Annotated in this window: 23 protein-coding genes and 1 tRNA gene; 15 read left to right on the top strand and 9 right to left on the bottom strand. The window is 64.3% G+C overall.

Going from position 1 to position 24199, the window contains the following annotated elements:
* Positions 1-49: 49 nt before the first annotated feature.
* Positions 50-730 (bottom strand): guanylate kinase, encoded by a 681-nt coding sequence (gene gmk, locus P3T18_RS28780; protein WP_429303341.1) that lies wholly within the window; start codon positions 728-730, stop codon positions 50-52.
* An 18-nt stretch (positions 731-748) separates the two neighbouring features.
* The gene (locus tag P3T18_RS28775; RefSeq protein WP_429303340.1) at positions 749-1672 is read right to left on the bottom strand and encodes a YicC/YloC family endoribonuclease; all 924 of its coding nucleotides are present in this window, start codon (positions 1670-1672) and stop codon (positions 749-751) included.
* A gap of 220 nt (positions 1673-1892) precedes the next feature.
* Here P3T18_RS28775 and rph point away from each other — a divergent pair, with 220 nt between their 5' ends.
* From rph to P3T18_RS28755, 4 genes are all read left to right on the top strand, one after another.
* Complete coding sequence (rph, locus tag P3T18_RS28770) at positions 1893-2633, top strand: ribonuclease PH (RefSeq protein WP_429303339.1); 741 nt, start codon at positions 1893-1895, stop codon at positions 2631-2633.
* Positions 2626-3270, top strand: a complete 645-nt coding sequence (gene rdgB / locus P3T18_RS28765; RefSeq protein ID WP_429303338.1) for an RdgB/HAM1 family non-canonical purine NTP pyrophosphatase — start codon at positions 2626-2628, stop codon at positions 3268-3270. The genes rph and rdgB overlap by 8 nt, the downstream gene beginning before the upstream one ends.
* Positions 3267-4496, top strand: coding sequence for a radical SAM family heme chaperone HemW (gene hemW / locus P3T18_RS28760; RefSeq protein ID WP_429303337.1), 1230 nt, complete (start codon positions 3267-3269; stop codon positions 4494-4496). Before rdgB ends, hemW begins: the two co-directional genes overlap by 4 nt.
* Before the next feature lie 65 nt (positions 4497-4561).
* Positions 4562-4651: transfer RNA gene (locus P3T18_RS28755), tRNA-Ser, on the top strand.
* 72 nt (positions 4652-4723) lie between these two features.
* Here the strand turns inward: P3T18_RS28755 and P3T18_RS28750 are convergent.
* Together P3T18_RS28750 and P3T18_RS28745 are read right to left on the bottom strand one after the other, a co-directional pair.
* The gene (locus P3T18_RS28750; protein ID WP_429303336.1) at positions 4724-5608 is read right to left on the bottom strand and encodes a hypothetical protein; all 885 of its coding nucleotides are present in this window, start codon (positions 5606-5608) and stop codon (positions 4724-4726) included.
* Between the two features lie 49 nt (positions 5609-5657).
* On the bottom strand, positions 5658-6818 hold the full coding sequence (locus P3T18_RS28745) for an acyltransferase family protein (protein ID WP_429303335.1): 1161 nt from the start codon (positions 6816-6818) through the stop codon (positions 5658-5660).
* Between the two features lie 255 nt (positions 6819-7073).
* Here P3T18_RS28745 and P3T18_RS28740 point away from each other — a divergent pair, with 255 nt between their 5' ends.
* Positions 7074-7547: a hypothetical protein gene (locus tag P3T18_RS28740; RefSeq protein WP_429303334.1), complete on the top strand. Its 474-nt coding sequence runs from the start codon at positions 7074-7076 to the stop codon at positions 7545-7547.
* 38 nt (positions 7548-7585) lie between these two features.
* On the opposite strand, the gene P3T18_RS28735 is transcribed toward P3T18_RS28740, so the two are convergent.
* Both P3T18_RS28735 and P3T18_RS28730 read right to left on the bottom strand, forming a co-directional pair.
* Positions 7586-7816, bottom strand: a complete 231-nt coding sequence (locus tag P3T18_RS28735) for a hypothetical protein (RefSeq protein WP_429303333.1) — start codon at positions 7814-7816, stop codon at positions 7586-7588.
* A 108-nt stretch (positions 7817-7924) separates the two neighbouring features.
* The gene (locus P3T18_RS28730; protein WP_429303332.1) at positions 7925-9145 is read right to left on the bottom strand and encodes a Bcr/CflA family multidrug efflux MFS transporter; all 1221 of its coding nucleotides are present in this window, start codon (positions 9143-9145) and stop codon (positions 7925-7927) included.
* Positions 9146-9408: 263 nt separating this feature from the next.
* On the opposite strand from P3T18_RS28730, the gene P3T18_RS28725 reads away from it, so the two are divergent.
* The 4 genes from P3T18_RS28725 to P3T18_RS28710 all read left to right on the top strand — a co-directional run bounded on the left by P3T18_RS28725 (position 9409) and on the right by P3T18_RS28710 (position 13182).
* Positions 9409-9948, top strand: coding sequence for a hypothetical protein (locus tag P3T18_RS28725; RefSeq protein ID WP_429303331.1), 540 nt, complete (start codon positions 9409-9411; stop codon positions 9946-9948).
* 108 nt (positions 9949-10056) lie between these two features.
* Positions 10057-11340, top strand: a complete 1284-nt coding sequence (gene hemL, locus P3T18_RS28720; RefSeq protein ID WP_429303330.1) for a glutamate-1-semialdehyde 2,1-aminomutase — start codon at positions 10057-10059, stop codon at positions 11338-11340.
* Positions 11341-11385: 45 nt separating this feature from the next.
* On the top strand, positions 11386-12531 hold the full coding sequence (ribD, locus tag P3T18_RS28715; protein ID WP_429303329.1) for a bifunctional diaminohydroxyphosphoribosylaminopyrimidine deaminase/5-amino-6-(5-phosphoribosylamino)uracil reductase RibD: 1146 nt from the start codon (positions 11386-11388) through the stop codon (positions 12529-12531).
* 15 nt (positions 12532-12546) lie between these two features.
* Positions 12547-13182: a riboflavin synthase gene (locus P3T18_RS28710; RefSeq protein WP_429303328.1), complete on the top strand. Its 636-nt coding sequence runs from the start codon at positions 12547-12549 to the stop codon at positions 13180-13182.
* A gap of 119 nt (positions 13183-13301) precedes the next feature.
* Here P3T18_RS28710 and ilvD read toward each other — a convergent pair whose 3' ends face one another.
* Positions 13302-15164 carry a dihydroxy-acid dehydratase gene (gene ilvD, locus P3T18_RS28705; RefSeq protein ID WP_429303327.1) on the bottom strand — a complete coding sequence of 621 codons (1863 nt, stop codon included), beginning with the start codon at positions 15162-15164 and terminating at the stop codon, positions 13302-13304.
* Between the two features lie 197 nt (positions 15165-15361).
* Here ilvD and ribBA point away from each other — a divergent pair, with 197 nt between their 5' ends.
* The 4 genes from ribBA (at position 15362) to P3T18_RS28685 (ending at position 18849) form a co-directional block, all read left to right on the top strand.
* Positions 15362-16498 (top strand): bifunctional 3,4-dihydroxy-2-butanone-4-phosphate synthase/GTP cyclohydrolase II, encoded by a 1137-nt coding sequence (gene ribBA, locus P3T18_RS28700; RefSeq protein WP_429303326.1) that lies wholly within the window; start codon positions 15362-15364, stop codon positions 16496-16498.
* A 51-nt stretch (positions 16499-16549) separates the two neighbouring features.
* Positions 16550-17056 carry a 6,7-dimethyl-8-ribityllumazine synthase gene (gene ribH / locus P3T18_RS28695; protein WP_115098789.1) on the top strand — a complete coding sequence of 169 codons (507 nt, stop codon included), beginning with the start codon at positions 16550-16552 and terminating at the stop codon, positions 17054-17056.
* Positions 17053-17487 (top strand): transcription antitermination factor NusB, encoded by a 435-nt coding sequence (nusB, locus tag P3T18_RS28690; protein ID WP_429303325.1) that lies wholly within the window; start codon positions 17053-17055, stop codon positions 17485-17487. The genes ribH and nusB overlap by 4 nt, the downstream gene beginning before the upstream one ends.
* Before the next feature lie 165 nt (positions 17488-17652).
* Entirely contained in the window at positions 17653-18849 is a 1197-nt protein-coding gene (locus P3T18_RS28685) for a pyridoxal phosphate-dependent aminotransferase (protein WP_429303324.1), read from the top strand.
* A gap of 101 nt (positions 18850-18950) precedes the next feature.
* Here the strand turns inward: P3T18_RS28685 and P3T18_RS28680 are convergent, their stop codons facing one another.
* The gene (locus P3T18_RS28680; protein WP_429303323.1) at positions 18951-20135 is read right to left on the bottom strand and encodes a transglycosylase SLT domain-containing protein; all 1185 of its coding nucleotides are present in this window, start codon (positions 20133-20135) and stop codon (positions 18951-18953) included.
* A 605-nt stretch (positions 20136-20740) separates the two neighbouring features.
* On the opposite strand from P3T18_RS28680, the gene P3T18_RS28675 reads away from it, so the two are divergent.
* Positions 20741-22309 (top strand): UbiD family decarboxylase, encoded by a 1569-nt coding sequence (locus tag P3T18_RS28675; protein ID WP_429303322.1) that lies wholly within the window; start codon positions 20741-20743, stop codon positions 22307-22309.
* 81 nt (positions 22310-22390) lie between these two features.
* Positions 22391-23068, top strand: a complete 678-nt coding sequence (locus tag P3T18_RS28670) for a LysE family translocator (protein ID WP_429303321.1) — start codon at positions 22391-22393, stop codon at positions 23066-23068.
* Between the two features lie 32 nt (positions 23069-23100).
* Here the strand turns inward: P3T18_RS28670 and P3T18_RS28665 are convergent, their stop codons facing one another.
* Positions 23101-24066, bottom strand: coding sequence for a threo-3-hydroxy-L-aspartate ammonia-lyase (locus P3T18_RS28665; RefSeq protein WP_429303320.1), 966 nt, complete (start codon positions 24064-24066; stop codon positions 23101-23103).
* Positions 24067-24199 lie beyond the last annotated feature (133 nt).

Genomic DNA, 24199 nt, shown 5'->3' with positions numbered 1-24199 from the left:
TCTCAGTATGTAGCTTATTCTACCTTATGTGCTCGGTACACCGCCGCGCTCACGCGTGCGGCAGGTGAATGCCGAGCTGCACGAAAAGCTGCGTGTGGCGCGCGTATTGCGAGGCGAAGCGCGAACGCGTCGCCGCCACGAGGCACTGCAGTTCGCTGAGCGCGCGATCGAAGTTCTCGTTGATCACCACGTACTCCGCTTCCGCCGCGTGCGCCATCTCGCTGCCCGCTGCCAGCAGACGGCGCGTAATCACGTTCGGCTCGTCCTGGCCGCGCTTTTTCAGACGCTCTTCGAGCGCTTCCAGCGACGGCGGCAAGATGAAAATTTCCACCGCGTTGTGAAACTGCTTCTTCACCTGCTGCGCGCCTTGCCAGTCGATTTCGAGCAGCACGTCATGGCCGCTTTTCATCTGCTCCTCGATCCACACGCGCGACGTGCCGTAGTAGTTGCCGTGCACTTCGGCGCTTTCCAGAAACTCGCCTTCGTCGTGACGCTTCATGAAATCGTCGACGGTCGTGAAGTGATAGTGCTCGCCGTCCTGTTCCTTCGGACGCGGCGGACGCGTCGTGTACGAGATCGACAGACGGATCGCGTCGTCGCCCGCGAGCAGCGCGTTCACGAGCGTCGACTTGCCGGCGCCCGACGGCGCGACGACCATGAACAGATTGCCGGGGTAAGCGCCGGCGTAGGGATTGCGCGGTGCGCCGTGATCGCGTGAGTGGTCGGTCATGTTCGTGTTGCTCCAGCTTTATTCCAGATTTTGTACTTGCTCGCGCATCTGTTCGATGAGCAGCTTCAGGGTCATCGACGAATCCGCCAGTTCCTTGGCGGCCGCCTTCGAGCCGAGCGTATTCGCTTCGCGGTTCAGTTCCTGCATCATGAAGTCCAGCCGCTTGCCGACCTTGCCGCCCTTCTGGATCACGTGACGCGTTTCGTTCAGATGCGCGGTGAGGCGCGACAACTCTTCGGCGATGTCGATACGGATGCCGTACATCGTCACTTCCTGGCGAATCCGTTCGTTGATTTCCTCGCGCGAAACGATTGTCGCGGCCGTGTCCGGCGCGGCGATGCCGAGCGCTTCCTGCAGACGCTCGACGATCTTCTGCTGATGCTTCGTGATCAACTCCGGCACGAGCGGCGTGATCTTCGTGACGATCGCTTCCATTTCGGTCACGTTGGCGAGCAGCATGGTCGCTAGTTGCGCGCCTTCGCGGGCGCGCACGTCGATCAGATCGGTGATGGCCTGCTTGCCGCACGCGAGCACCGCGTCACGCAACGTTTCGGGCGCGACGCCGGTTTCGGCCAGCACGCCCGGCCAGCGCAGAATTTCGCCGGTGCGCAGACGCCCGGCTTCCGGGAACGTGGACAGCACCGTGCGTTCGAGCAGCGCGAGTTGCGTGAGCGCATCGCGATTGATCGAACCGGCGTTGGCCGACTGTTCGCTGCGTTGCAGGTTGATACGGATATCCACCTTGCCGCGCGAGAGCTTGTTCATCAGCATTTCGCGCAGCGTGGGTTCGCAGACGCGCACGTCTTCCGGCATACGGAAGTTGAGGTCGAGAAAGCGCGAGTTCACCGTGCGCAGTTCGACCGACACGCTCACGCCGCCCGTGCCCGAAGCCGCGACGAGTTCGCGCGTGGCGCTCGCATAGCCAGTCATGCTGTAGATCATCGTATTTCTCGCGATTGTGGCCATGCATCGACGATGGCCGGAGAGTCGAATCGCCCGGCGTGTACGAGACGCGGGGCGGAGAATCCGCATTATCCCATTTTTACCGGCGGCACTCCTTGTCGAGCCCCGGCCGATGCGGCCGGACGCGCGCGTACGCGCCTCACACGATCGGCGGTAAAATTGCGGTTTCCCTCAGCTTTTCTTCGACACCGATCCCAACATGACCAACACCACCCAACGCCCCAGCGGCCGTCCGGCCAATCAGCTGCGCGACGTGCGCATCACGCGCCACTACACGAAGCACGCGGAGGGCTCGGTGCTGGTCGAATTCGGCGACACCAAGGTCATCTGCACGGCCAGTATTGCGGAGAGCGTGCCGTCGTTCCTGCGCGATCGCGGCCAGGGCTGGCTGACCGCCGAATACGGCATGCTGCCGCGCGCCACGCACACGCGCAGCGACCGCGAAGCCGCGCGCGGCAAGCAGACCGGCCGCACCCAGGAAATCCAGCGCCTGATCGGCCGCGCGCTGCGTTCGGTGTTCGATCTGGAAAAACTCGGCGCACGTACCCTGCATATCGATTGCGACGTGATCCAGGCCGACGGCGGCACGCGCACGGCGAGCATCACCGGCGCGTTCGTCGCCGCACACGACGCGGTCGCCAGACTGCTGGCTACCGGCCGCATCGAAAGCTCGCCGATCACCGACTACGTCGCGGCGATTTCCGTCGGCGTGTACGACGGCCTGCCGGTCCTCGATCTCGATTACGACGAAGACTCGCAGTGCGACACCGACATGAACGTGGTGATGACCGGTTCCGGCGGCTTCGTCGAAATCCAGGGCACCGCCGAAGGCGTGCCGTTCTCGCGCGACGAAATGAACGCGCTGCTCGATCTCGCCAGCGACGGCATCAATACGCTGATCGCGAAGCAGAAAGCCGCGCTGGAGCAGAAGGGTGAGTAACGCCGTCCCGACGAGCGGCGCGGCAGCGGCTTCGCCGTTGACGAAAGTCGTGCTCGCGTCGAACAACGCGGGCAAGCTGCGCGAGTTTGCGGCGCTGCTCGGCGCGGCCGGCATTGAACTGATCGCACAGGGCGAACTGAACGTGCCGGAAGCGGAGGAGCCCTACCCGACCTTCGTCGAAAACGCGCTGACCAAGGCGCGCCACGCGTCGAAGCTCACCGGACTGCCCGCCCTCGCCGACGACTCCGGCCTGTGCGTGCGCGCCTTGCATGGCGCACCCGGCGTCTATTCCGCGCGTTACGCACAGCTGGCCGGCGGCGAGAAAAGCGACGCCGCGAACAACGCGCGCCTCGTCGCCGCGTTGCAGGGCGAAGCCGATCGCCGCGCCTATTATTTCTGCGTGCTGGCATTGGTGCGTCACGCCGACGACCCCGAGCCGCTGATTGCCGAAGGCCGCTGGCATGGTGAAATTCTCGACACGCCGCGCGGCGAGCACGGCTTCGGCTACGACCCGCACTTCTTCCTGCCGCAACTCGATGCCAGCGCCGCGCAACTCGAACCGGCGGTGAAAAACGCCAGCAGCCACCGGGCGATTGCCCTGCGTCAGTTGCTCGCGCGTTTGACGGAGGAAGCGTGATCCCCATCAAGCCCGTGCCGGCCGATATCGGCAACGGCGTCATCAAGGCATTCACGTCGCCGGGCAGCATCCGCCTGACGTCGCTGCCGCCGCTCGCGCTCTACGTGCATTTTCCGTGGTGCGTACGCAAGTGTCCGTATTGCGATTTCAACTCGCACGAGTGGAAAGGCGACACCTTTCCCGAGGCCGATTACCTCGACGCGCTGCGCGCCGACCTCGAGATGGCCTTGCCGCTCGTGTGGGGGCGTCAGGTGCATACGGTGTTCATCGGCGGCGGCACGCCGAGCCTGCTGTCGGCGGCCGGACTCGATCGCATGCTGTCCGACATTCGCGCGCTGCTGCCGCTCGACGCCGACGCGGAGATCACGCTCGAAGCCAATCCCGGCACGTTCGAGGCCGCGAAGTTTGCGCAGTTTCGCGCGAGCGGCGTGAACCGTCTGTCGGTCGGCATTCAGAGTTTCGACGAAGCGCATCTGAAAGCGCTCGGCCGTATTCACGACGCCACGCAGGCGCGCCATGCCGTCGAGGTCGCCGCGAGCACGTTCGAGAACTTCAATCTCGATCTGATGTTCGGCTTGCCGCAGCAAACGCTCGCGCAATGCCAGGCCGACGTGGAAACGGCGCTGTCGTACGCGCCGCCGCATTTGTCGCTGTATCACCTCACGCTCGAACCGAACACGCTGTTTGCGAAATTCCCGCCCGCCCTGCCCGACGACGACGAATCCGCCGACATGCAGGACTGGATTCACGAGCGCACCTCGGCTGCCGGCTACGGTCGCTACGAAGTGTCGGCGTATGCGCAGCCGCATCGTCAAAGCAAACACAACCTGAACTACTGGCGTTTCGGCGACTACCTCGGCATCGGCGCGGGTGCGCACACCAAGCTGTCGTTCCCGAACCGCGTGCTGCGTCAGGCGCGCTACAAGCATCCCACTACGTTCATCGAGCAGGCGAAAGCCGGCACGGCGGTGCAGGAAGAGCACGAGGTCGGTCCGCGCGATCTGCCCTTCGAGTTCATGCTGAACGCGCTGCGACTCGTGGAAGGTTTCCCGGTGCATCGCTTCATCGAACGAACCGGCCTGTCGATGACGTCCATCGAACCGGCGCTGCAGGAAGCGGAACGGCGCAAGCTGATTACGCGCGACCACGAAAAGATCGCACCGACTCCGCTCGGTCAGGCGTTTCTGAACGATCTGCAGGAGCTCTTTCTGAAAGATCCGCAGTAATTGCGCCCCGACCGCACGCCGCGGAGTGCCGCATCGCGTGTTTTTCAGGTTACAATTTAGGGCTTGGAGGTGTGGCCGAGTGGTTTAAGGCACCGGTCTTGAAAACCGGCGAAGGAGTGATCCTTCCGTGAGTTCGAATCTCACCGCCTCCGCCAGATACACAATGCAAAACGGGCCTCTCGGCCCGTTTTGCATTTCTATCGCACTTCTCTTACTTCCCTGTCCCCTCACCAACCCTTCCCTTTCACAAACCCCGCCACTTCCTGCGCCACGATCTTGTAACCGCCAGCACTCAAATGCTGGTTATCCACCCGCAACGATCCCGGCACGACATCGGCCGCACGATCCGCCTGATCCGTCGGCGATGCGTTTGCGTGCGTCACGAGCGCCGTGCGCACGTCGACAAAATTGTGGGGAAACCGCGCGGCGAGTTGCCGGTTCAGCGCGACCACCGTGTCGTATTTCGCGGTGCCGCGGCCCTCGCCTGCGCCGTTCAGAATCGCCAGCACGATGAACCGGTCGTGGCCGACATGCACGGTCATCCGCTCGATATTGCCTAAGGTCATGCCGGTCCGATTCGTGTTGACATCGTTGCGACCGGCCCAGATCACGTTGATATCGCGACGGTAATCGTCGACGAGAAACGGGCTGCCGGACGGTACGTTCACCGGCGCGCCCGCTGCGTCGCGGTCGAAAACCTGAGCGCCCGACGCCGTGTAAGCCAGCTTGCCGGGCGTGCCGAGCAAGGTGCCGTGAACCTCGCCGAGACCGGCGCCCGGAATCGAAACGCCATTCGTTATCGCGACCACGACGCTTCCGTTCGACGGCAAGCGGTTATCGGCGACACGCAACTGCGGCACGAGCGCGCCCTCGCGCGCGGCGATCGAATCCGATGTCTGTCCCGACACGCCGAAGTTGCGCACCTCGCGGCCGTCGAGCAACGCCGACAACTGATACGGCCACGTGCCCGGCAAACCGCCGATGCCGGGCGTGCCGGTGGTCAACGAATCGCCCCATGCGTCGATGGCTTGCGCGGCCGGCCGGGTCTGCGCCGACGCCGTATGAAGCACGAAGCCCGTCGACGCCAATAGCGTCATCGAGGTGGTCAGCATGACGGCCAATCCACGAGTCCGGCGCGAAGGCAATCCACTCATGATGTCGTCACGACACGTCGATGCCGGCCGCGCCCTGCACCGGCGCACGGGCCGCCGTCAGCTTGCGCGCCAGCAGACTGCCGAGGCGCATGCCGGGACGCTCCAGACCGACATAGGCAAGATAGCTCACCGGCACGATCAGCACGGCCGCGAGAATCAGTGAAGACGTGGGTCCGAGCCAGCTATGCGTTGCATGCACCACGGCAAGCAGAACGACGGCATGAAAGAGATACAGGCTGTACGAAATTTTGCCGAGAAACGGCAACGGCCAGACGAGCAGCAGGCGCGCGAACGGCGCGACCGATATCGCCGACGCAATCACGCCGCACACCGCAAGCAGCACGAGCCAGTCGAACAGATAATCGCTGACCACGCCGGACGCGAGAAAGGAAATGGGCCGCGCCGCCACGTACAGCAGCAGCGAACCGGCCAGCACGGCATAGCCGAAGCGCCGGGCCGCGGGCGTGCCGCTCAATCGCGCCATGAGTTCGCGACGATGTTTCGCCAGCGCGGCGCCGGCAACGAACATCAGCAGGTAATGCAGCGTAGGCAGCCATTCGGTCGAGACGCTGGCCTGGATAACGGGATGCGCGGTACGAACGGCATAGACACACACGGCGAACGAAGCGAGTGCTGCGCCGAGCAATGCACGCCGGGTCGGCACGTGACGCATGAAAAGTACGACCGGCATGAAGATGAGCGAGATGCGCATTTCGTACACGAGCGACCACACCACGGGGTCCAGCCGGTCCGATTGAAACGGCAGTACGAAGAGCACATGCCGAAGCATATCGACATCGGCAAAAGACGATTGCCAGCCGCCGTTGAACCACGGTCCCGCCCAATCGACGACACCGTCGTAGGTCAGCGCATAGCACGCACAGGCAAACGCGATCGCGCCGGCATAAGGCAGATAGATGCGGCAGATGCGCCGCACGGCGTATTCGGCATAACCGAGCTTGCGCGCGCCGTCGATCTGCAGCGTCAGTACGAAACCGCTCAATGCAAAGAACAGGATGACCGCTTCGTGGCCGCCGAGCAGCAGCCGCAACGGCGTGTGTCGCAAGCCGAGCAACGGCGCCAGCAATGTGAAATGCGAGAACACGACGGTCAACGCGGCCACGCCACGCAAGGCGTCGAGTTGTGCATAGCGCCCGTCGCGATCCATTGAAGCTCCTTGTCGTCGATCGCCCGGCGTCGCGCGCGAAATGCGTCGGCGAACCTGGGCGGGAGCTTCGATTGTTATGAGGTTTCACTGCCCAGTCTGTGCCCTGTCCAACTTTCGGCATGGATTCGCAGCGCATCAGGTCGGCCTTACAGCGTCTTAGTTGCAGCGCCTCGGTGAAAGCCCTGTCTCAACTTCGACGATGGCGGGTCGATATCCCGGATAGTCGTCCGTCGTGGACGCGTCCGGGAGAGGCTCATGACAATCCGTTCTTCAGCTTTCGTGGTGGTGGGAATCGTGCTGGGCGCAAGCGCGTTTGCCGCGCATGCGGAGACGTCGCCGGCGAGCGCCGCGGACGATACGCTCGCCCTCTTCGGCGCGACCAGGCTCTCGGTCACGCAGGATATCGGCGGTAACGTGAAGGTGGGCGCGACGCCGCTCACGAGCGCAGCCGCAGTCGGCTCGGACGCGTTGCGCAACGTAAGCGGCAACGTCGGCGTGAATCTCGCCGCGGGCGCGCTGAACGCGCAGACGAACGACATCGCGTTGAACCAGGCAGCGCAGGTTTCGATCGCGACGGAACAGCGCGTGCACGTCGTTGCCACCCAGGCCAGCGGCAACGCCACGGCCACACTCGGCGCAGGCGCGTTATCCGGCGCGAGCGGTAATGTCGGCGTGAACATCGCGGCCGGCGTGGGCAACGCCCAGCTCAACGCGCTCGCGATTCACTGACTCCGCAAGCCGTACCCGCCGGCACACTGAACGCCGGCTTACACGCTAAGCGCATCCAGTTTTTCGCGTGCGTCCGCGCAGCGACGATTCAGGTCGCGATGCATCAACTGGCTGTCGAGCAGCGCCGACACATCGGACAAACCGTAATCAAAGCGCAAGACGTATTCGATATCCGTGTAATCGTGATAGGCGCCGCTGTCTGCCAGCTTCTGCGCTTCGACGAATGCGGCATGTTGCCGTTCGCCGTTCATCAAGTCTCTGATCGCCATGATTGCCGCTCCGAGGAACAGTGGCTCCCATCATAGCAATGCAAATTCAAACGCACGGTAGCGCGCGCGCAACACCTGGTGTTTTCCGTAGACGCCGCCGCGCTGTCATCACGCGGTCACGACGGGCGCCTTGGTGCCGTGCCATCTGACGACGAGGATTCGTCCGACATAACACAACGTACCGGCCACGCCGACCACCACGCCCATGCCGGTCGGCGAATTGCCCTGCCACAAGCCGACGGCGAGGCTCGACACCGCGCCCAGCGCGAGCTGCATGGCGCCGAACACGGCGGCCGCGGCGCCGGCATTCATCGGATAACGGTGCATCAGGTCGGTCGTGCAGTTCGCGGACAACAACCCCACGACACCCACCACGAAAAACAGCCCCGCCACGATCGACCACAATCCGCCCCAGCCGGTCAGCGAGACGAGGCACACGAACAGCGACGCAACACAGCTGACGGTTGCCGCAAACGAAATGATCGGCAGCGGCCCGAGCCGCCCCACGAGCCGCGTGTTCATGAAATTGCCGAACATGATGCCGACGATGTTCAGCCCGAACAGAAACCCGTAATGCTGCGCGGACACATGGAAGTATTCGATGTACACGAACGGCGTGGCCGTGATGTACGCGAACATCGACGCGAACGCCATGCCGCCGCACAGCATGTGGCCCCACGCAACCGGATCGCGCAGCAGCTTGCCGTAGGCGCCGAACGATTTCAGCAACGCGGACTCCGCACGCTTCTCGCGCGGCCAGGTTTCCGGCACCTTCAGGAATGCGGTGACCGCGCATATCGTGCCGAACAGCGTCAACACCGCGAAGACCACGCGCCAGCCGCCGAGCAGCAACAGCTGCCCCCCGATCAGCGGCGCGAGCAGCGGTCCGATCGACGTCACGATGGCGAGCATGGAGAGTACGCGCGCGGCGTCGGTCGGGCCGTGCGCGTCGCGGGCAATGGCGCGCGCCAGCACGGAAGCCGCGCCCGCACCGAGCGCCTGCACGAAGCGGAACGTCACCAGCGAGCCGATCGAAAACGACATGGCGCAGGCCACGCTGGCGAGCGCATACATGATGATGCCGCCGAGCAGCACCGGACGGCGGCCATACGTATCCGACAACGGCCCGTACAGCAGCATGCCGATCGAGAAGCCGAACATGAAACTGGTCAGCGTGGTTTGCGCCGCGCCGGTGGTGATGGCGAACGCCTGCGCGATGGTCGGCAGGCTCGGCAGGTACATGTCGATGGAGATCGGCCCGCACGCGGCCAGCGCGCCGAGCAACAGAATCAGCCGGCCATCGGGCCGGCTTCTGGTGACGTAAGACATGGGAATCCAGATGAAGCCCCGCGCCGTGGCCGGCAGCGGAACAGGTGAGACGGAAAGCGCGGATACAGCCCCGATTGTACGCGACGCCCGATGCGTCAACGACGCCGGCAAGCCGTCGGATACCGCCTCGCGTATAGCTTGCAGGCGCCAGGGCGGGTGCGTCACCAATCGGTTAAGCTGCCGCCTGAACGGCGCTCGACCGGCGCACGCCATTCGCCGGCGTCTCGCCGGCGCCCCCGTAATTTGCCTTTTTCGACCATCCCATGACCGCATTCCTGCTGATCTGGAGCCCGAAGAAATGGCCGTGGCCCGAGTTGCCCGAGGTGGCCAAACGGGTCGCCGCGGGCGTGGCCGTCGCCGATGTGTGGGGCTGCGGATTTGCCCGCGGCATTCTGCCGGGCGATCGCGTCTTTCTGCACCGTGTCGCGCAGGAACCCAAGGGCATATTCGGCTCGGGCTACGTGACCCGCGCGCCGTACGAAGTCCCCGATCCGGCGACCAAACGCGGCTACCGCCTGTGCATCGACTTCGTGTACGACTGGCTGGTCGACGCGCATGAGGAAGTCGTCATCTCGCGCGAGGCGTTGCGCGTGCATCCGTTTTCCGTGCAGACCTGGGATGCCCAGAGTTCGGGCACGGTCATCAAGCCGATTGCCGAAGGCGCGCTGGAGAAGCGCTGGGCGGAACTGACGGGCAAGCGCAAACCGCCGCCGCTCGATCCGCCCAAAGGTCCGACGCGTTCGAGCAAGGTCACGGCTCACGCCGCCGCAGCGGGCCGGGCTACGACGCGTGGCCGGGGCTAAAGCCTGTTCACGCCGACTCCGGTACAATTTCCGCACCTTCCCAGCGCCGCACCGAGCGCGACACATCAGCCCTTCGTGCCGCTGCGCAACCCGTTCCAGTCACACACCATGTCCAGAAACCAGACCCTTTTCGACCGCGCCCAATTGACCATTCCCGGTGGCGTGAACTCTCCCGTGCGCGCTTTCCGTTCGGTCGGCGGCACACCTCGCTTCATCGAACGCGCGCAAGGCCCGTACTTCTGGGACGCCGACGGTCAACGCTACATCGACTATATCGGCTCCTGGGGACCGATGATTCTCGGCCACGTCCATCCGGAAGTGCTGGAGGCCGTTCAGCGTGTGCTGGGCAACGGCTTCTCGTTCGGCGCGCCGACCGAGTCCGAAGTGGAAATCGCCGAGGAAATCTGCAAGCTGGTGCCGTCGATCGAACAGGTTCGCATGGTGTCGAGCGGCACCGAGGCGACCATGAGCGCGCTGCGTCTTGCGCGCGGCTTCACGAATCGCAGCCGCATCGTCAAATTCGAAGGCTGCTATCACGGTCACGCGGATAGTCTGCTGGTCAAGGCCGGCTCGGGCCTGCTCACGTTCGGCAATCCGACTTCGGCGGGCGTGCCGGTGGATATCGCCAAACACACCACCGTGCTCGAATACAACAACGTCGCCGAACTCGAGGAAGCGTTCAAGGCGTTCGGCAACGAGATCGCCTCGGTGATCGTCGAGCCGGTGGCGGGCAATATGAACCTCGTGCGCGCCACGCCGGAGTTTCTGCAGGCGCTGCGTCGTCTGTGCACGCAGTACGGCGCCGTGCTGATTTTCGACGAAGTGATGTGTGGTTTCCGCGTCGCACTCGGCGGTGCGCAAGAGGTCTACGGCATCACGCCGGACCTGACCTGTCTGGGCAAGGTGATCGGCGGCGGCATGCCGGCCGCGGCGTTCGGCGGACGGCGCGACATCATGGCGCATCTCGCGCCGCTCGGCGGCGTCTACCAGGCGGGCACGCTGTCGGGTAATCCGATTGCGGTCGCGGCGGGGCTCAAGACGCTGCAGCTCATTCAGGCACCCGGCTTCTACGACACACTCGCCGCGCGCACCACGCGCCTCGCGCAGGGTCTCGCGAATGTCGCGCGCGAAGCGAACGTGCCGTTTGCGGCGGATTCGCTCGGCGGCATGTTCGGTCTGTACTTCACCGAATCGATCCCGACCAGCTTCGCCGAAGTCACGAAGAGCGACGTGCCGCGCTTCAACGCGTTCTTCCACAAGATGCTCGACGCGGGCGTGTACTTCGCACCGTCGGCGTACGAGGCGGGCTTCGTGTCGATCGTTCACGACGACGCGATCATCGACGCCACGATCGAGGCCGCGCGCCGCGCGTTTGCCGAACTCGCCGCCTGAGCGGACGTCCCTTCAACCACGGCTACTGCACCCGACCGGACACCGATGTTTTCGCAAACCGACTTCGTCCATATGGAACGCGCGCTGGCTCTCGCCAAACGCGGCATGTACACCACCGACCCAAATCCGCGCGTGGGTTGTGTGCTCGTCAAGAACGGCGAGGTGATCGGCGAAGGCTTCACGCAACCGGCCGGACAGGACCACGCCGAAGTGCGCGCGCTCAAGGACGCGCGCTCGCGCGGCCATGATCTGCGAGGCGCCACCGCCTACGTGACGCTCGAACCGTGCAGCCACTTCGGCCGTACGCCGCCCTGTGCAAACGCGCTGATCGACGCGCAGATGGAACGGGTGGTCGCCGCCATGGAAGACCCCAATCCGCAAGTCTCCGGACGCGGCCTGAAGATGCTGCGCGACGCCGGCATCGAAGTGCGCTGCGGCCTGCTTGCCAGCGAAGCGCAGGAACTCAACATCGGTTTCGTGTCGCGCATGACGCGCGGCCGCCCGTGGGTGCGCATGAAGGTCGCGGCCTCGCTGGACGGCCGCACCGGTTTGCCGTCTGGCGCAAGCCAATGGATCACCGGCGAAGCGGCGCGCGCCGACGGTCATGCCTGGCGCGCGCGCGCCTCGGCCATTCTGACGGGCATCGGCACCGTGCGCGAAGACGATCCGCGTATGACCGTGCGTGCCGTGGATACGCCGCGTCAGCCGCAACGCGTGCTGATCGACAGTCAGCTCGACGTCTCGCCTCAGGCGCAGATTCTGGCGGGCGCGCCCACCTTGATTTTCTGCGGCAATCTCGACGAACGTCACACCGAACGCGCCGCCGCACTGCGCGATCGCGGCGCGGAGATCGTGCAACTCGCCAATGCTGCCGGCAAGGTGGACCTGCCTGCCCTGATGAAGATTCTCGGCGAGCGCAGCGTCAACGAACTGCATGTCGAGGCGGGCAACAAGCTGAACGGTTCGCTGCTGCGCGAGGGCTGCGTGGACGAACTGCTGGTCTATCTCGCGCCGAGTCTGCTCGGCATGGACTCGATGAGCATGTTCAGCCTGCACGCGCCGCATAATCTGGCCGAGCGCATGCAGCTGAATTTTCATTCGGTGGATCGTATCGGCGAAGACGTGCGGATCCTCGCGCGCTTCGTGCCGTCGAGCGGCGACGAGCCCGCTCCCCAACCTACTTCGAATTGATCAAGGAATAGCACGATGTTTACTGGAATCGTCGCGGCAGTGGGCCGCATCGAATCGGTCAATCCGCTGGGCAACGACGGCGACGCGGGCGTGCGCCTGAACGTCGAAGCCGGCGGCCTCGATCTGGCAGACGTGCAACTCGGCGACAGCATCACCATCCAGGGCGCCTGCATGACCGTGGTGGAGAAGACCGCGCATTCGTTCGAAGTGGACGTGTCGCGGGAAAGCCTCAACTGCACGGTCGGACTCGGCGAGCCGGGCGAAGTCAATCTGGAAAAAGCGCTGCGCGCCCACGACCGGCTCGGCGGCCACATCGTCTCCGGTCACGTCGACGGACTCGGCACGGTCACGCATTTCGCGCCGGTCGGCGAGTCGCACGAACTGCGCATCCTCGCGCCGCGCGAGATCGGGCGCTATCTGGCATTCAAAGGCTCGATCACGGTCAATGGCGTGAGCCTCACGGTCAACTCGATCAAGGATCGCGACGACGGCTGCGAGTTCTCGATCAACCTGATCCCGCACACGGTTCAGGTCACATCGCTCAAGAATTTGCGCGCGGGCTCGCAGGTGAATCTGGAGATCGATCTGATTGCGAGATACGTGGAGCGGATGCTGTCCGCGTCACACGAAGGCCAGCAGCCGGCGAAGTAATCGCGCGGTCATCACGTGGTCATCGCGCAGCAATGAAAACGGGCGGCGTCTTTGCAGACGCCGCCCGTTTTTTACGGCTCGCATTTTCACGAGCCGCCGCTTGGTGCTCTAGCGCGATTTCACTTGCGCTTCAGTTGCGACAGATCGCGCACCGCGCCACGATCGGCCGACGTAGCGAGTGCCGCGTAAGCCTGCAGCGCCTGCGACACCACGCGCTCACGATTCACCGGCAACCACGCCGCATCGCCGCGTGCTTCCATCACCTCACGACGACGCGCCAGTTCCTGGTCCGAGACCGCGAGGTGCATCTTGCGCTTCGGAATGTCGATCTCGATCACGTCGCCGTCTTCCACCAGACCGATCGTGCCGCCTTCCGCCGCTTCGGGCGAAGCATGTCCGATCACGAGGCCCGACGAACCGCCCGAGAAGCGGCCGTCCGTGAACAGCGCGCAGTTCTTGCCCAGACCCTTCGACTTCAGGTACGAAGTGGGATACAGCATTTCCTGCATGCCCGGACCGCCCTTCGGACCTTCGTAGCGGATCACGACCACGTCGCCCGCGACGATCTTGTCGCCGAGAATCGCGTCGACCGCGTCGTCCTGGCTCTCGAACACGCGCGCGCGTCCCGAGAAAATCCACTGCGATTCGTCGACACCCGCCGTCTTGACGATGCAGCCCTTCTCCGCGAGGTTGCCGTACAGCACGGCGAGACCGCCGTCTTTCGAATACGCGTTCTGCTTGCTGCGAATGCAACCGCTCTTGCGGTCGGTATCGAGCGAGTCGAAGACGGCTTCCTGGCTGAACGCCACCGTGGTCGGAATGCCGCCCGGCGCCGCGCGGAAAAATTTCTGCGCGTCTTCGCCCGCGTCGCCCGCGACGTCCCATTGTGCAATTGCATTGCCCAGCGTGCCGCTGTGCACGTTACCGCACGACAGATCGAGCAGTTCGGCGCGCGCCAGCTCGCCCAGAATGCCGAGGATGCCGCCGGCGCGATGCACGTCTTCGATATGGTATTTATCGGTTGCGGGCGCCGCCTTGCACAGACACGGCACGTTGCGCGAGATGCGGTCGATGTCGGACATCGTGAAATCGACGCCGGCTTCCTGCGCTGCTGCCAGCAGGTGCAGCACGGTGTTGGTCGAACCGCCCATCGCGACGTCGAGCGCCATGGCGTTCTCGAAGGCCTGCTTGGTGGCGATGCTGCGCGGCAGAACCGAAGCGTCTTCTTCCTGATAGTAACGGCGGCACAGATCGACCACGAGACGGCCGGCCTGTTCGAACAGACCCTTGCGCCATGCGTGCGTCGCGACGATCGTGCCGTTGCCCGGCAACGCCAGACCGATCGCTTCGGTCAGGCAGTTCATCGAATTGGCGGTGAACATGCCCGAGCACGAACCGCACGTCGGGCAGGCGTTGCGCTCGATTTCCGCCACTTCGGCGTCGCTCACGCGCGTATCCGCCGCCTTGATCATGGCGTCGATCAGGTCGATCTTGGCGATCACCTGGCCGTCCGTGGGCGACTTGACCTTGCCCGCTTCCATCGGACCGCCGGACACGAACACGACCGGGATGTTCAGGCGCATGGCGGCCATCAGCATGCCGGGGGTGATCTTGTCGCAATTGGAGATGCAGACCATGGCGTCGGCGCAATGCGCGTTGACCATGTATTCCACCGAGTCGGCGATCAGTTCGCGCGACGGCAGCGAGTACAGCATGCCGCCGTGTCCCATGGCGATGCCGTCGTCCACGGCAATGGTGTTGAATTCCTTGGCCACACCGCCCGCCGCTTCGATCTCTTTCGCGACCAGCGCGCCCAGGTCGCGCAGGTGCACGTGGCCCGGCACGAACTGGGTGAACGAGTTCACCACGGCGATGATCGGCTTGCCGAAGTCGCCGTCTTTCATTCCGGTGGCGCGCCACAGGGCGCGGGCGCCGGCCATGTTGCGGCCGTGAGTCGAGGTGCGTGAGCGGTAGTGCGGCATGATCTGTCTCGAACGTTGAGCGGGGAAATTGTTGTGAAGGCAGCCTTCGCAGGCGCGACGAATTATAACAACGTCACCCTCGCGGACCGCCGCGGAACGCCCGCCCGCCTGACCGAACGGCCTATACCGTCCAGCGGAGGCGACTTGGACGGCCGCGTGGCGTAAAATACGCGCTTTCTTCGAAAAACTCCGCCAACATGACGCTCGCCTCCACTCAAGAGATCATCGCCGAACTGAAAGCCGGCCGGATGGTGATCCTCGTCGACGAAGAAGACCGCGAAAACGAGGGCGACCTGGTGATCGCCGCCGAATTCGTCACGCCGGAAGCGATCAACTTCATGGCCCGCTACGGCCGTGGCCTGATCTGCCTGACCTTGACGCAGGAACGCTGCAAGCTGCTGAACCTGCCGCTCATGACGTATCGCAACGGCACCCAGTACGGCACCGCGTTCACGGTCAGCATCGAGGCTGCCGAAGGCGTCACCACCGGCATTTCCGCCGCCGACCGCGCCCGCACGATCGCCGCGGCAGTCGCGCCGGACGCGAAGGCGGAGCATATCGTCCAGCCGGGCCACGTGTTCCCGATCATGGCGCAGCCCGGCGGCGTGCTGGTGCGCGCGGGCCACACCGAAGCCGGTTGCGACTTCACGGCGCTGGCGGGCCTCACGCCGGCCGCCGTGATCTGCGAAGTCATCAACGACGACGGCACGATGGCGCGTCTGCCCGACCTGATGGAATTCGCCGCGCAGCACGACCTGAAGATCGGCACGATCGCGGACCTGATTCATTACCGCAGCCGTACCGAGTCGATCGTCGAGCGTATCTGCGAGCGCACCATGCAAACGGCGCACGGCGCCTTCCGCGCGGTCATGTATCTCGACCAGCCGAGCGGCCAGCCGCATATCGCGCTGGTACGCGGCACACCCACGGCCGAGCAGGAAACGCCGGTGCGTGTTCACGAACCGCTGTCGGTGCTGGATCTGCTCGAAGTCGGCGAATCCACGCATTCATGGACGCTCGACGCGGCCATGAAGGAAATCGCACAACGCGATCTCGGCGTGATCGTGCTGCTGAATTGCGGAGACTCGAAAGACCATCTGATCGACGTGTTCAAGGCGTTCGATTCGAAAGAAAAGGCCGAGGCGCTCAAACGCCGGCCGGTCGATTTCAAGACCTACGGCATCGGCGCGCAAATCCTGCGCGAACTCGGTGTCGGCAAGATGCAGGTGCTGTCGAACCCGCGCAAGCTGGGCAGCATGTCGGGCTACGGGCTCGAAGTCACGGGCTTCGTGCCGATGCCCGGCAGCACCGCGCAGGCTCCGCAACAAGGCTGATCCGACCATTCACGCGCTTTACGCGCCCACTCAAAACACTACGGAATTCACATGGAAATCGGACAATACCAACCGAATCTCGACGGCGACGGACTGCGCATCGGCATCGTCCAGGCGCGCTTTAACGAACCGGTCTGCAACGGCCTCGCCGATTCGTGCATCGAAGAACTCGAACGCCTCGGCGTGACCGGCGAAGACGTGTTGCTGGTCACGGTGCCGGGCGCACTGGAAATCCCGCTGGCCCTGCAAAAGCTGGCCGAAAGCGCGCAATTCGACGCACTGATCGCGCTCGGCGCGGTGATTCGCGGCGAGACGTATCACTTCGAACTGGTGTCGAACGAAAGCGGTGCGGGCATCACGCGTATCGGTCTGGACTTCGGCATTCCGGTCGCCAACGCCGTGCTGACCACGGAAACCGACGAACAGGCCGTTGCGCGCATGACCGAGAAGGGTCGTGACGCAGCACGCGTGGCCGTCGAAATGGCCAACCTCGCCGTCGCGCTCGAACAACTCGGCGGCGACGACGAAGAAGAAGACGAAGAAGAGGAAGAGGCATGAAGAGCGCACGCCGACGCTCCCGCGAACTGGCCACGCAGGGGCTTTACCAGTGGCTGCTGTCGGGTTCGCCCGGTGGCGAAATCGACGCGCAATTGCGCGGCGCGCAAGGCTTCGACAAAGCCGACCACGAACATCTGGACGCGATCCTGCATGGCGTGATCCGCGATTCTGAAGCGCTCTCCGCCGACATCGCGCCCTGCCTCGACCGTCCGATCGAGCAACTGTCGCCGGTCGAACGCGCCGTTCTGCTGGTCGCCGCATTCGAGCTGAAAAATCACCTCGATATTCCGTATCGCGTGGTGATCAACGAAGCAGTCGAACTCGCCAAGACCTTTGGCGGCGCGGACGGCTACAAGTACGTGAATGGCGTACTCGACAAGCTGTCGGCAAAACTGCGCACGGCTGAAACGCAGGCCGCCCGCAAATCGTGAGCGCGAGGCGCGTGAAGCACGCCGGTCACGCGCCCTTTCTCGCCCGAAACACCTGAAGCCGGCTTAGCGGATAAAGGTATGGCCGGCACGCCGGCCGCACCGGTTGCCGGCTCGTCGTTCTGCTCTTCGCTTTCTGTATGTCGCTTCTGAACTGGATTTGACCGCATGAACTCCGTGACCGAACCTTTGGTGCGGCTTGCTGCCCGCGTCGACGCCATCCAGCCGTTCTACGTGATGGAGCTGGCCAAGGAAGCGGCGCTTCTCGAACGCGAGGGGCGCGACATCATTCATATGGGAATCGGCGAACCCGATTTCACCGCGCCCGAGCCTGTCATCGAGGCTGCCGCCAGCGCACTGCGCCGCGGCGTGACGCAATACACCAACGCACTCGGTTTGCATGCGCTGCGCGAGGCGATTTCGGCGCACTACGCCGAGGTCTACAACGTCGAGGTCGATCCGGCGCGTATCGTCGTGACCGCGGGCGCTTCCGCTGCCCTGCTGCTGGCGTGCGCCGCGCTCGTCGACCGCGACGACGAAGTGCTGATGCCCGACCCGTGCTATCCGTGCAACCGCCACTTCGTGATTGCCGCCGAAGGCAAGCCCGTCATGGTGCCGAGCGGACCGGCCGAACGCTTCCAGTTGACCGCCGCGGACGTCGAACGTTTGTGGACCGAGCGCACGCGCGGCGTGCTGCTGGCGTCGCCGTCGAACCCGACCGGCACGTCGATCGAGCCGGCGGAACTCGAACGCATCGTCAAGGCCGTCCGCGCGCGCGGCGGCTTCACGATCGTCGACGAGATTTACCAGGGCTTGAGCTACGACGCGAAGCCCGTTTCGGCGCTCTCCTTCGGCGACGACGTCATCACGGTCAACAGCTTCTCCAAATACTTCAACATGACCGGCTGGCGGCTCGGCTGGCTGGTCGTGCCGCCCGGCATGGTCGGCGCGTTCGAAAAACTCGCGCAGAACCTGTTCATCTGCGCGTCGGCGCTGGCGCAACACGCCGCGCTGGCGTGCTTCGAGCCGGAAACGATCGCCATCTACGAAGCGCGGCGCCTCGAATTCAAGCGTCGCCGCGACTTCATCGCACCGGCGCTCGAGTCGCTTGGTTTCTCCGTACCGGTGATGCCCGACGGCGCGTTCTACGTGTACGCAGACTGCACGACCGTCGCGCACCCGGCGGCCGGCGACAGCGCCGCGTTGACGAAGGCGATGCTGCACGACGCAGGCGTGGTGCTGGTGCCGGGCATGGACTTCGGCACGAGCGCACCGCGGGAGTACATCCGCCTGTCTTACGCAACCGCCTATCCGAAGCTCGAAGAGGCGGTCGAGCGGTTGGCCAGGCTGTTCGGCCGGCCCTGAGCCGCCACGGCGCGCGACTCCAGACAAAGTCTCCGCGGAAATGAAAAAAGGACACCCAGTGGGTGTCCTTTTTGTTTGGCGACCGATTTCGCGTTACACGCTCAGGCGCCCAGTTCCGAAGCCGAAGCGACGTGTTTCGTCGCATTGGCGCTGGCGTCGTCTTGCTCCGAGACCGGCGTCTTCACCGGCGTGGCGGAACTCAGCGGATGGCCGCCGTCGAGCGTCATCTGCACACGCTTGCCGTTGCCCGAAGCCGCTGCCGGCGTAGCCGTGTTCGAGGCCGTCAGCACCGGCGCCTGCGGCGCGTTGATCGGCACCTTGCGGCCACGCGCCACGTCGCGCAAACGGCCACGCTCGGCCATGACCTTGGCGCCGTAGCCGCCGTCGTCAGGCGAGGTCGAGCCGACGTACAGACGCAAACCACCCGGCAGCGAGCCGCCGCGTGCGATGCAATCCTTGAGCACCAGCGCGCCCACCTTGATGTTGGCGACCGGTTCGAGCGCCGCGCTCTGTCCACCGAAATACTGGAACTTGTCCGAGTGCACCTTGGACATGACCTGCATCAGACCCTGCGCGCCCACACCGCTCTCGGCGTACGGGTTGAAGCCGGATTCGATAGCCATCACGGACAGCAGCAGCAGCGGGTCGAGGCCGACTTCACGGCCGGTGTCGAACGCCGCCTTTACGAGCTCGCTGACGGGCTCCTGAGCCACGCGATAACGCCGCGCCAGATAGGACGCCACGAGATCCTGCTCGCGGGTCGAAACCAGCACGCGGTCGTCGCGCGCGTCGGCAGACACGCGTTGCGCCGGGATCAGGCGCGCGAGCGCCGTGACGCTCTGCATGGTGCGCGGATCGAGGCCGTTCAGCGCCGCTACGCCCATTCCGGCAGAGCCGGAGCCGTCGAATGCGCCGTCGTAGCTGGTATTGCTGACGGTGACGCTGGTGTTGCCGCTGTTCGCGCCGCTGGCGGCGTCGTTGTTGATCGAGTTCGCCGACAGCGAGTCGTCGGCGGGTGCGCCGCTGGGCGGACCGAAGGCCGGCAGCGGGTTGCCCTGGAGGAGACGGGCGGGTCCGGCTTGCACGGCGGCCGAAATGACCGGCATCAGCTTGGCGGCGAGAGTGCCGCGCCAGGCCGGCATCAGCCACAGTGCGAGTGCCAGCACGACAGCGAAACCGCCGACAATGCTGAACAGGTGATGACTCATTCGCGTCCCGCGACGCAACGCACCACGCACGATCTGCGCAATACGTTCATCGGGACGCCACGATAACCAGGCGTTCATTCAGATCTCCCATGTTGCATGATCCGCGAACATCGCCGGTAGAGCAGGCGCAAACACTTGTTCGCAGAGTCAAGACATCGCGTGCTCTGTCTGGTTAGGGCAGCAGCGACGTCGGGAAAACGGCAAATACCGTCTGTGGGGAGCCATCAAAAAAATGGTCCGCGGCACGCAAATTGCGGGCGGGCGGAAGCTCCCACGCGAAAAACCAGCGTCAGAAAACGCTGGCGAGGACTTCAGTAAGACCGTCAGATACCGTGCAGGGAGTCGGCAAACGGTGACGCGTTGCGTCGAGTGGGACCGGGGGCAGTGGTAAAAAGGTTCACGCCCTGCAACCAATGTGGACGGATTCTATGCAGGGTTTTATAGATCGTCAACACTATAGATGGGCAAATGTATAACTAATTGTAATAATGAACAGTGTTCAGTCCGTCCAGAACCGCGTGCCGCGCGCCTTTTGAGCTATCTCAATTAGGTCTATCGGGATAAGCCGTTTGGCCAATCCACGTGCGCCAGCCAACACAGGTAAAATCGACAATCTTTTTGGCGCCATCATCCAGTCGCGCGCCGCCCTTTTTTGCCGCTTGCGCGGCCTTGAACCGCACCAGATGAAATACAAAGACCTGCGTGATTTCGTCGGCCGTCTCGAGTCGATCGGTGAACTGCGCCGCATCCCGCAGAGCGTCTCGCCCGTCTTGGAAATGACCGAACTGTGCGATCGCGTTCTGCGTGCCGGCGGGCCGGCGTTACTGTTTGAGAGCAAGGCACAGCATGCGTTCCCGGTGCTCGGCAATCTGTTCGGGACGCCCCGCCGTGTCGCGCTGGGCATGGGCATCGATGCCGAGCCCGGCGCAGGCGACGCGGCCGCGCTGGAGTCCTTGCGCGACGTGGGCCGTCTGCTTTCCGCGCTGAAGGAACCGGAGCCGCCCAAGGGTCTGCGCGACGCGGGAAAACTGCTCACGCTGGCGAAGGCAGTGTGGGACATGGCGCCGAAAACGGTGAGCGCGCCGCCATGCCAGGAGATCGTCTGGGAAGGCCAGGATGTCGACCTCGGCAAGTTGCCGATTCAGACCTGCTGGCCGGGCGACGCAGGGCCGCTGATTACATGGGGCCTGACCGTCACAAAAGGCCCAAATAAGAGCCGACAAAATTTAGGCATATATCGCCAGCAGCTAATCGGCCGTAACAAACTCATCATGCGCTGGCTCGCGCATCGCGGCGGCGCGCTCGATTTTCGCGAGTTCGCGCTGCAGAATCCGGGCAAGCCGTATCCGGTCGCCGTCGTGCTGGGCGCCGATCCGGCAACCATCCTGGGCGCGGTCACACCGGTCCCGGATACCTTGTCCGAATATCAGTTCGCGGGCCTTCTGCGCGGCGCCCGCACGGAACTGGCGAAGTGCATTACCCCCGGCGTCGACGGCTTGCAGGTGCCTGCGCGCGCCGAGATCGTGCTCGAAGGCTTCATCTATCCGCAGGAAGGCACGCCCTCGCCCGCCCCGGCGGGCGCGCCGCCGCGTCCGTCGAAAGGCGCCTCGGCCGCCTACGAACATGCGCTCGAAGGTCCGTACGGCGACCACACCGGCTACTACAACGAGCAGGAGTGGTTTCCCGTTTTCACCGTCGAGCGGATCACCATGCGGCGCGACGCGATCTACCACTCCACCTACACCGGCAAACCGCCCGACGAACCCGCCGTGCTCGGCGTCGCGCTGAACGAAGTGTTCGTGCCGCTGTTGCAGAAGCAGTTCACCGAAATCACGGATTTTTATCTGCCGCCCGAAGGTTGCAGCTACCGGATGGCGATCGTGCAGATGAAGAAGAGCTACCCCGGTCACGCCAAACGCGTGATGTTCGGCGTGTGGAGCTTCCTGCGCCAGTTCATGTACACCAAGTTCATCGTCGTGGTGGACGAAGACGTGAACATCCGCGACTGGAAAGAGGTGATCTGGGCAATCACCACCCGCATCGACCCGGTGCGCGACACGGTGCTGGTCGATCGCACGCCGATCGACTACCTGGATTTCGCCTCGCCGGTCGCGGGACTCGGCTCGAAGATGGGCCTCGACGCAACCAACAAATGGCCGGGCGAAACCGACCGCGAATGGGGCCGCCCTATCGTCATGGACGAAGCGGTCAAGCGGCGCGTCGATACCTTGTGGGGCGAGTTGGGACTTTAAGCGTACCTATAAACACGAAGTTCTCGGGCGTCACGCGTTCGAATCGATCAGAAACAGAATAGAGCTGGAGCAGTCGCGCGGATGCATGCCTTTTCAATGATGTCGGATGGTTTCTTTCTGTCGTTGTCGTTGTGCCTCGACATCGGACTCGTCAACGTCGCCATCATTTCGCTGACCTTGTCGCATGGCTTCAAACCGGGCTTCTGGCTCGGTCTTGGTTCGTGCATCGGCGACCTGATCTACGCGGCGCTCGCGCTGGCGGGCATGACCGCGCTGCTGCAGTTCGAGTCGGTGCGCTGGGTCGTGTGGATCGGCGGTGCGGCGGTTCTGCTTTTTCTGACCTGGAAGATGGCGCGCGAAGCGCTGTTTCCGGCGTCGGCGCCACCGGTGAGCGGCGCGGCGGACAGCAAAACGCCGCATCTGTCGGCGTGGCGCGGCTTTCTGCGCGGCGTGCTGCTCGCGGTGTCGTCACCGTCGGCGATCCTGTGGTTCGCGGCCGTGGGCGGCGCGCTGATCGCGAAAGCCGGCGCCACCAGCGTGACGACCGCGCCGGTGTTCCTCGGCGGATTCTTCCTCGGCGGCCTGTGCTGGACCGTCTTCATCTGCGGTCTCGGCAGTCACGGCCGCAAGCGCGCGGGCAACGGTTTGCTGCGCGCTTGCCACGTGCTCTCGGCGTTGCTGTTCGCGTATTTTTCGTACAGCGTGATCGTCAACGGTTATCGCGATCTGATCGTGCAGACGGCGCACGCGGTGAGCTAACTCTGGCCGCATTCGGCGGCCGGCTCGCCCACTCAGGCGAGGTATTGCGCGAGTTTGGCCAGATCGACGTTGCCGCCGCTCACCACCACACCCACGCGCTTGCCCGTCACCGGCACGATGCCGTTCATCACGGCGGCCGCGGCGAGACAGCCGGTCGGTTCGACCACGATCTTCATGCGCTGCGCGAAAAAGCGCATCGTCTCGATCAACTGCTGGTCGCTGACCGTTTCGATTTGCGCCACCCGTTTCTGGATGATGGCGAACGTGTAGTCGCCGAGATGCGTCGAAGCTGCGCCGTCTGCAATGGTGCGCGGTGTGTCGATATGCACGATCTCGCCGCGCGCGAGCGATTGCTGGCCGTCGTTGCCCGCTTCCGGCTCGATGCCGATCACGGTGCAGTCCGGGCTCAACGCCGCCGCGGACAACGCGCTGCCGCCAATCAGACCGCCGCCGCCGAGGCATACGAACAGCATGTCGAGCGGTCCGGTTTCCTCGATCAACTCCTTGACGGCCGTGCCCTGCCCGGCGATCACATGCGGATGATCGTACGGCGGGATCAGCGTCATGCCGCGCTCTTCCGCGAGACGCCGGCCGATCTCTTCGCGGTTCTCTTTGTAGCGGTCGTACGTAATGACTTCGCCGCCGTAGCCCTTGGTGGCAGCCACTTTGGCGGCCGGTGCGTCGTGCGGCATGATGATCGTTGCGTGGATTCCCGCGAGACGCGCCGACAGCGCGATTGCCTGCGCATGATTACCCGACGAAAAAGTCAGCACGCCGGCCTTGCGTTGCTCCGCGTCGAAGTGCGAGATCGCGTTATAGGCGCCACGAAACTTGAACGCGCCCATCCGCTGAAAGTTTTCGCACTTGAAGAAGACCGACGCACCCGTGCGTTCGTCGAACGTGCTCGAAGTAAGAACGGGCGTGCGGTGTGCGACGCCTTCAAGACGCGCGGCGGCGTCGAGTACGTCATCGAAAGTGGGAGCGGGCAGCGCGTGCATCGACGAAATTCTCCGGAAGCGGTGGCAAGGGAAGCCACCATTCTCCCAGCTTCGTGCGTCGTTTGGTATGGCCGCGCTTGCGTCGACGGTTGTGTCGACATGGGCACGAGATCAATATCCCGGAGCCGGTAAA

Source organism: Paraburkholderia sp. GAS199, assembly GCF_050436585.1.
Taxonomy (GTDB): domain Bacteria; phylum Pseudomonadota; class Gammaproteobacteria; order Burkholderiales; family Burkholderiaceae; genus Paraburkholderia.
The sequence above is the reverse complement of the archived record's forward strand: the minus strand, read 5'-3'. Positions and strand labels throughout refer to the sequence as shown.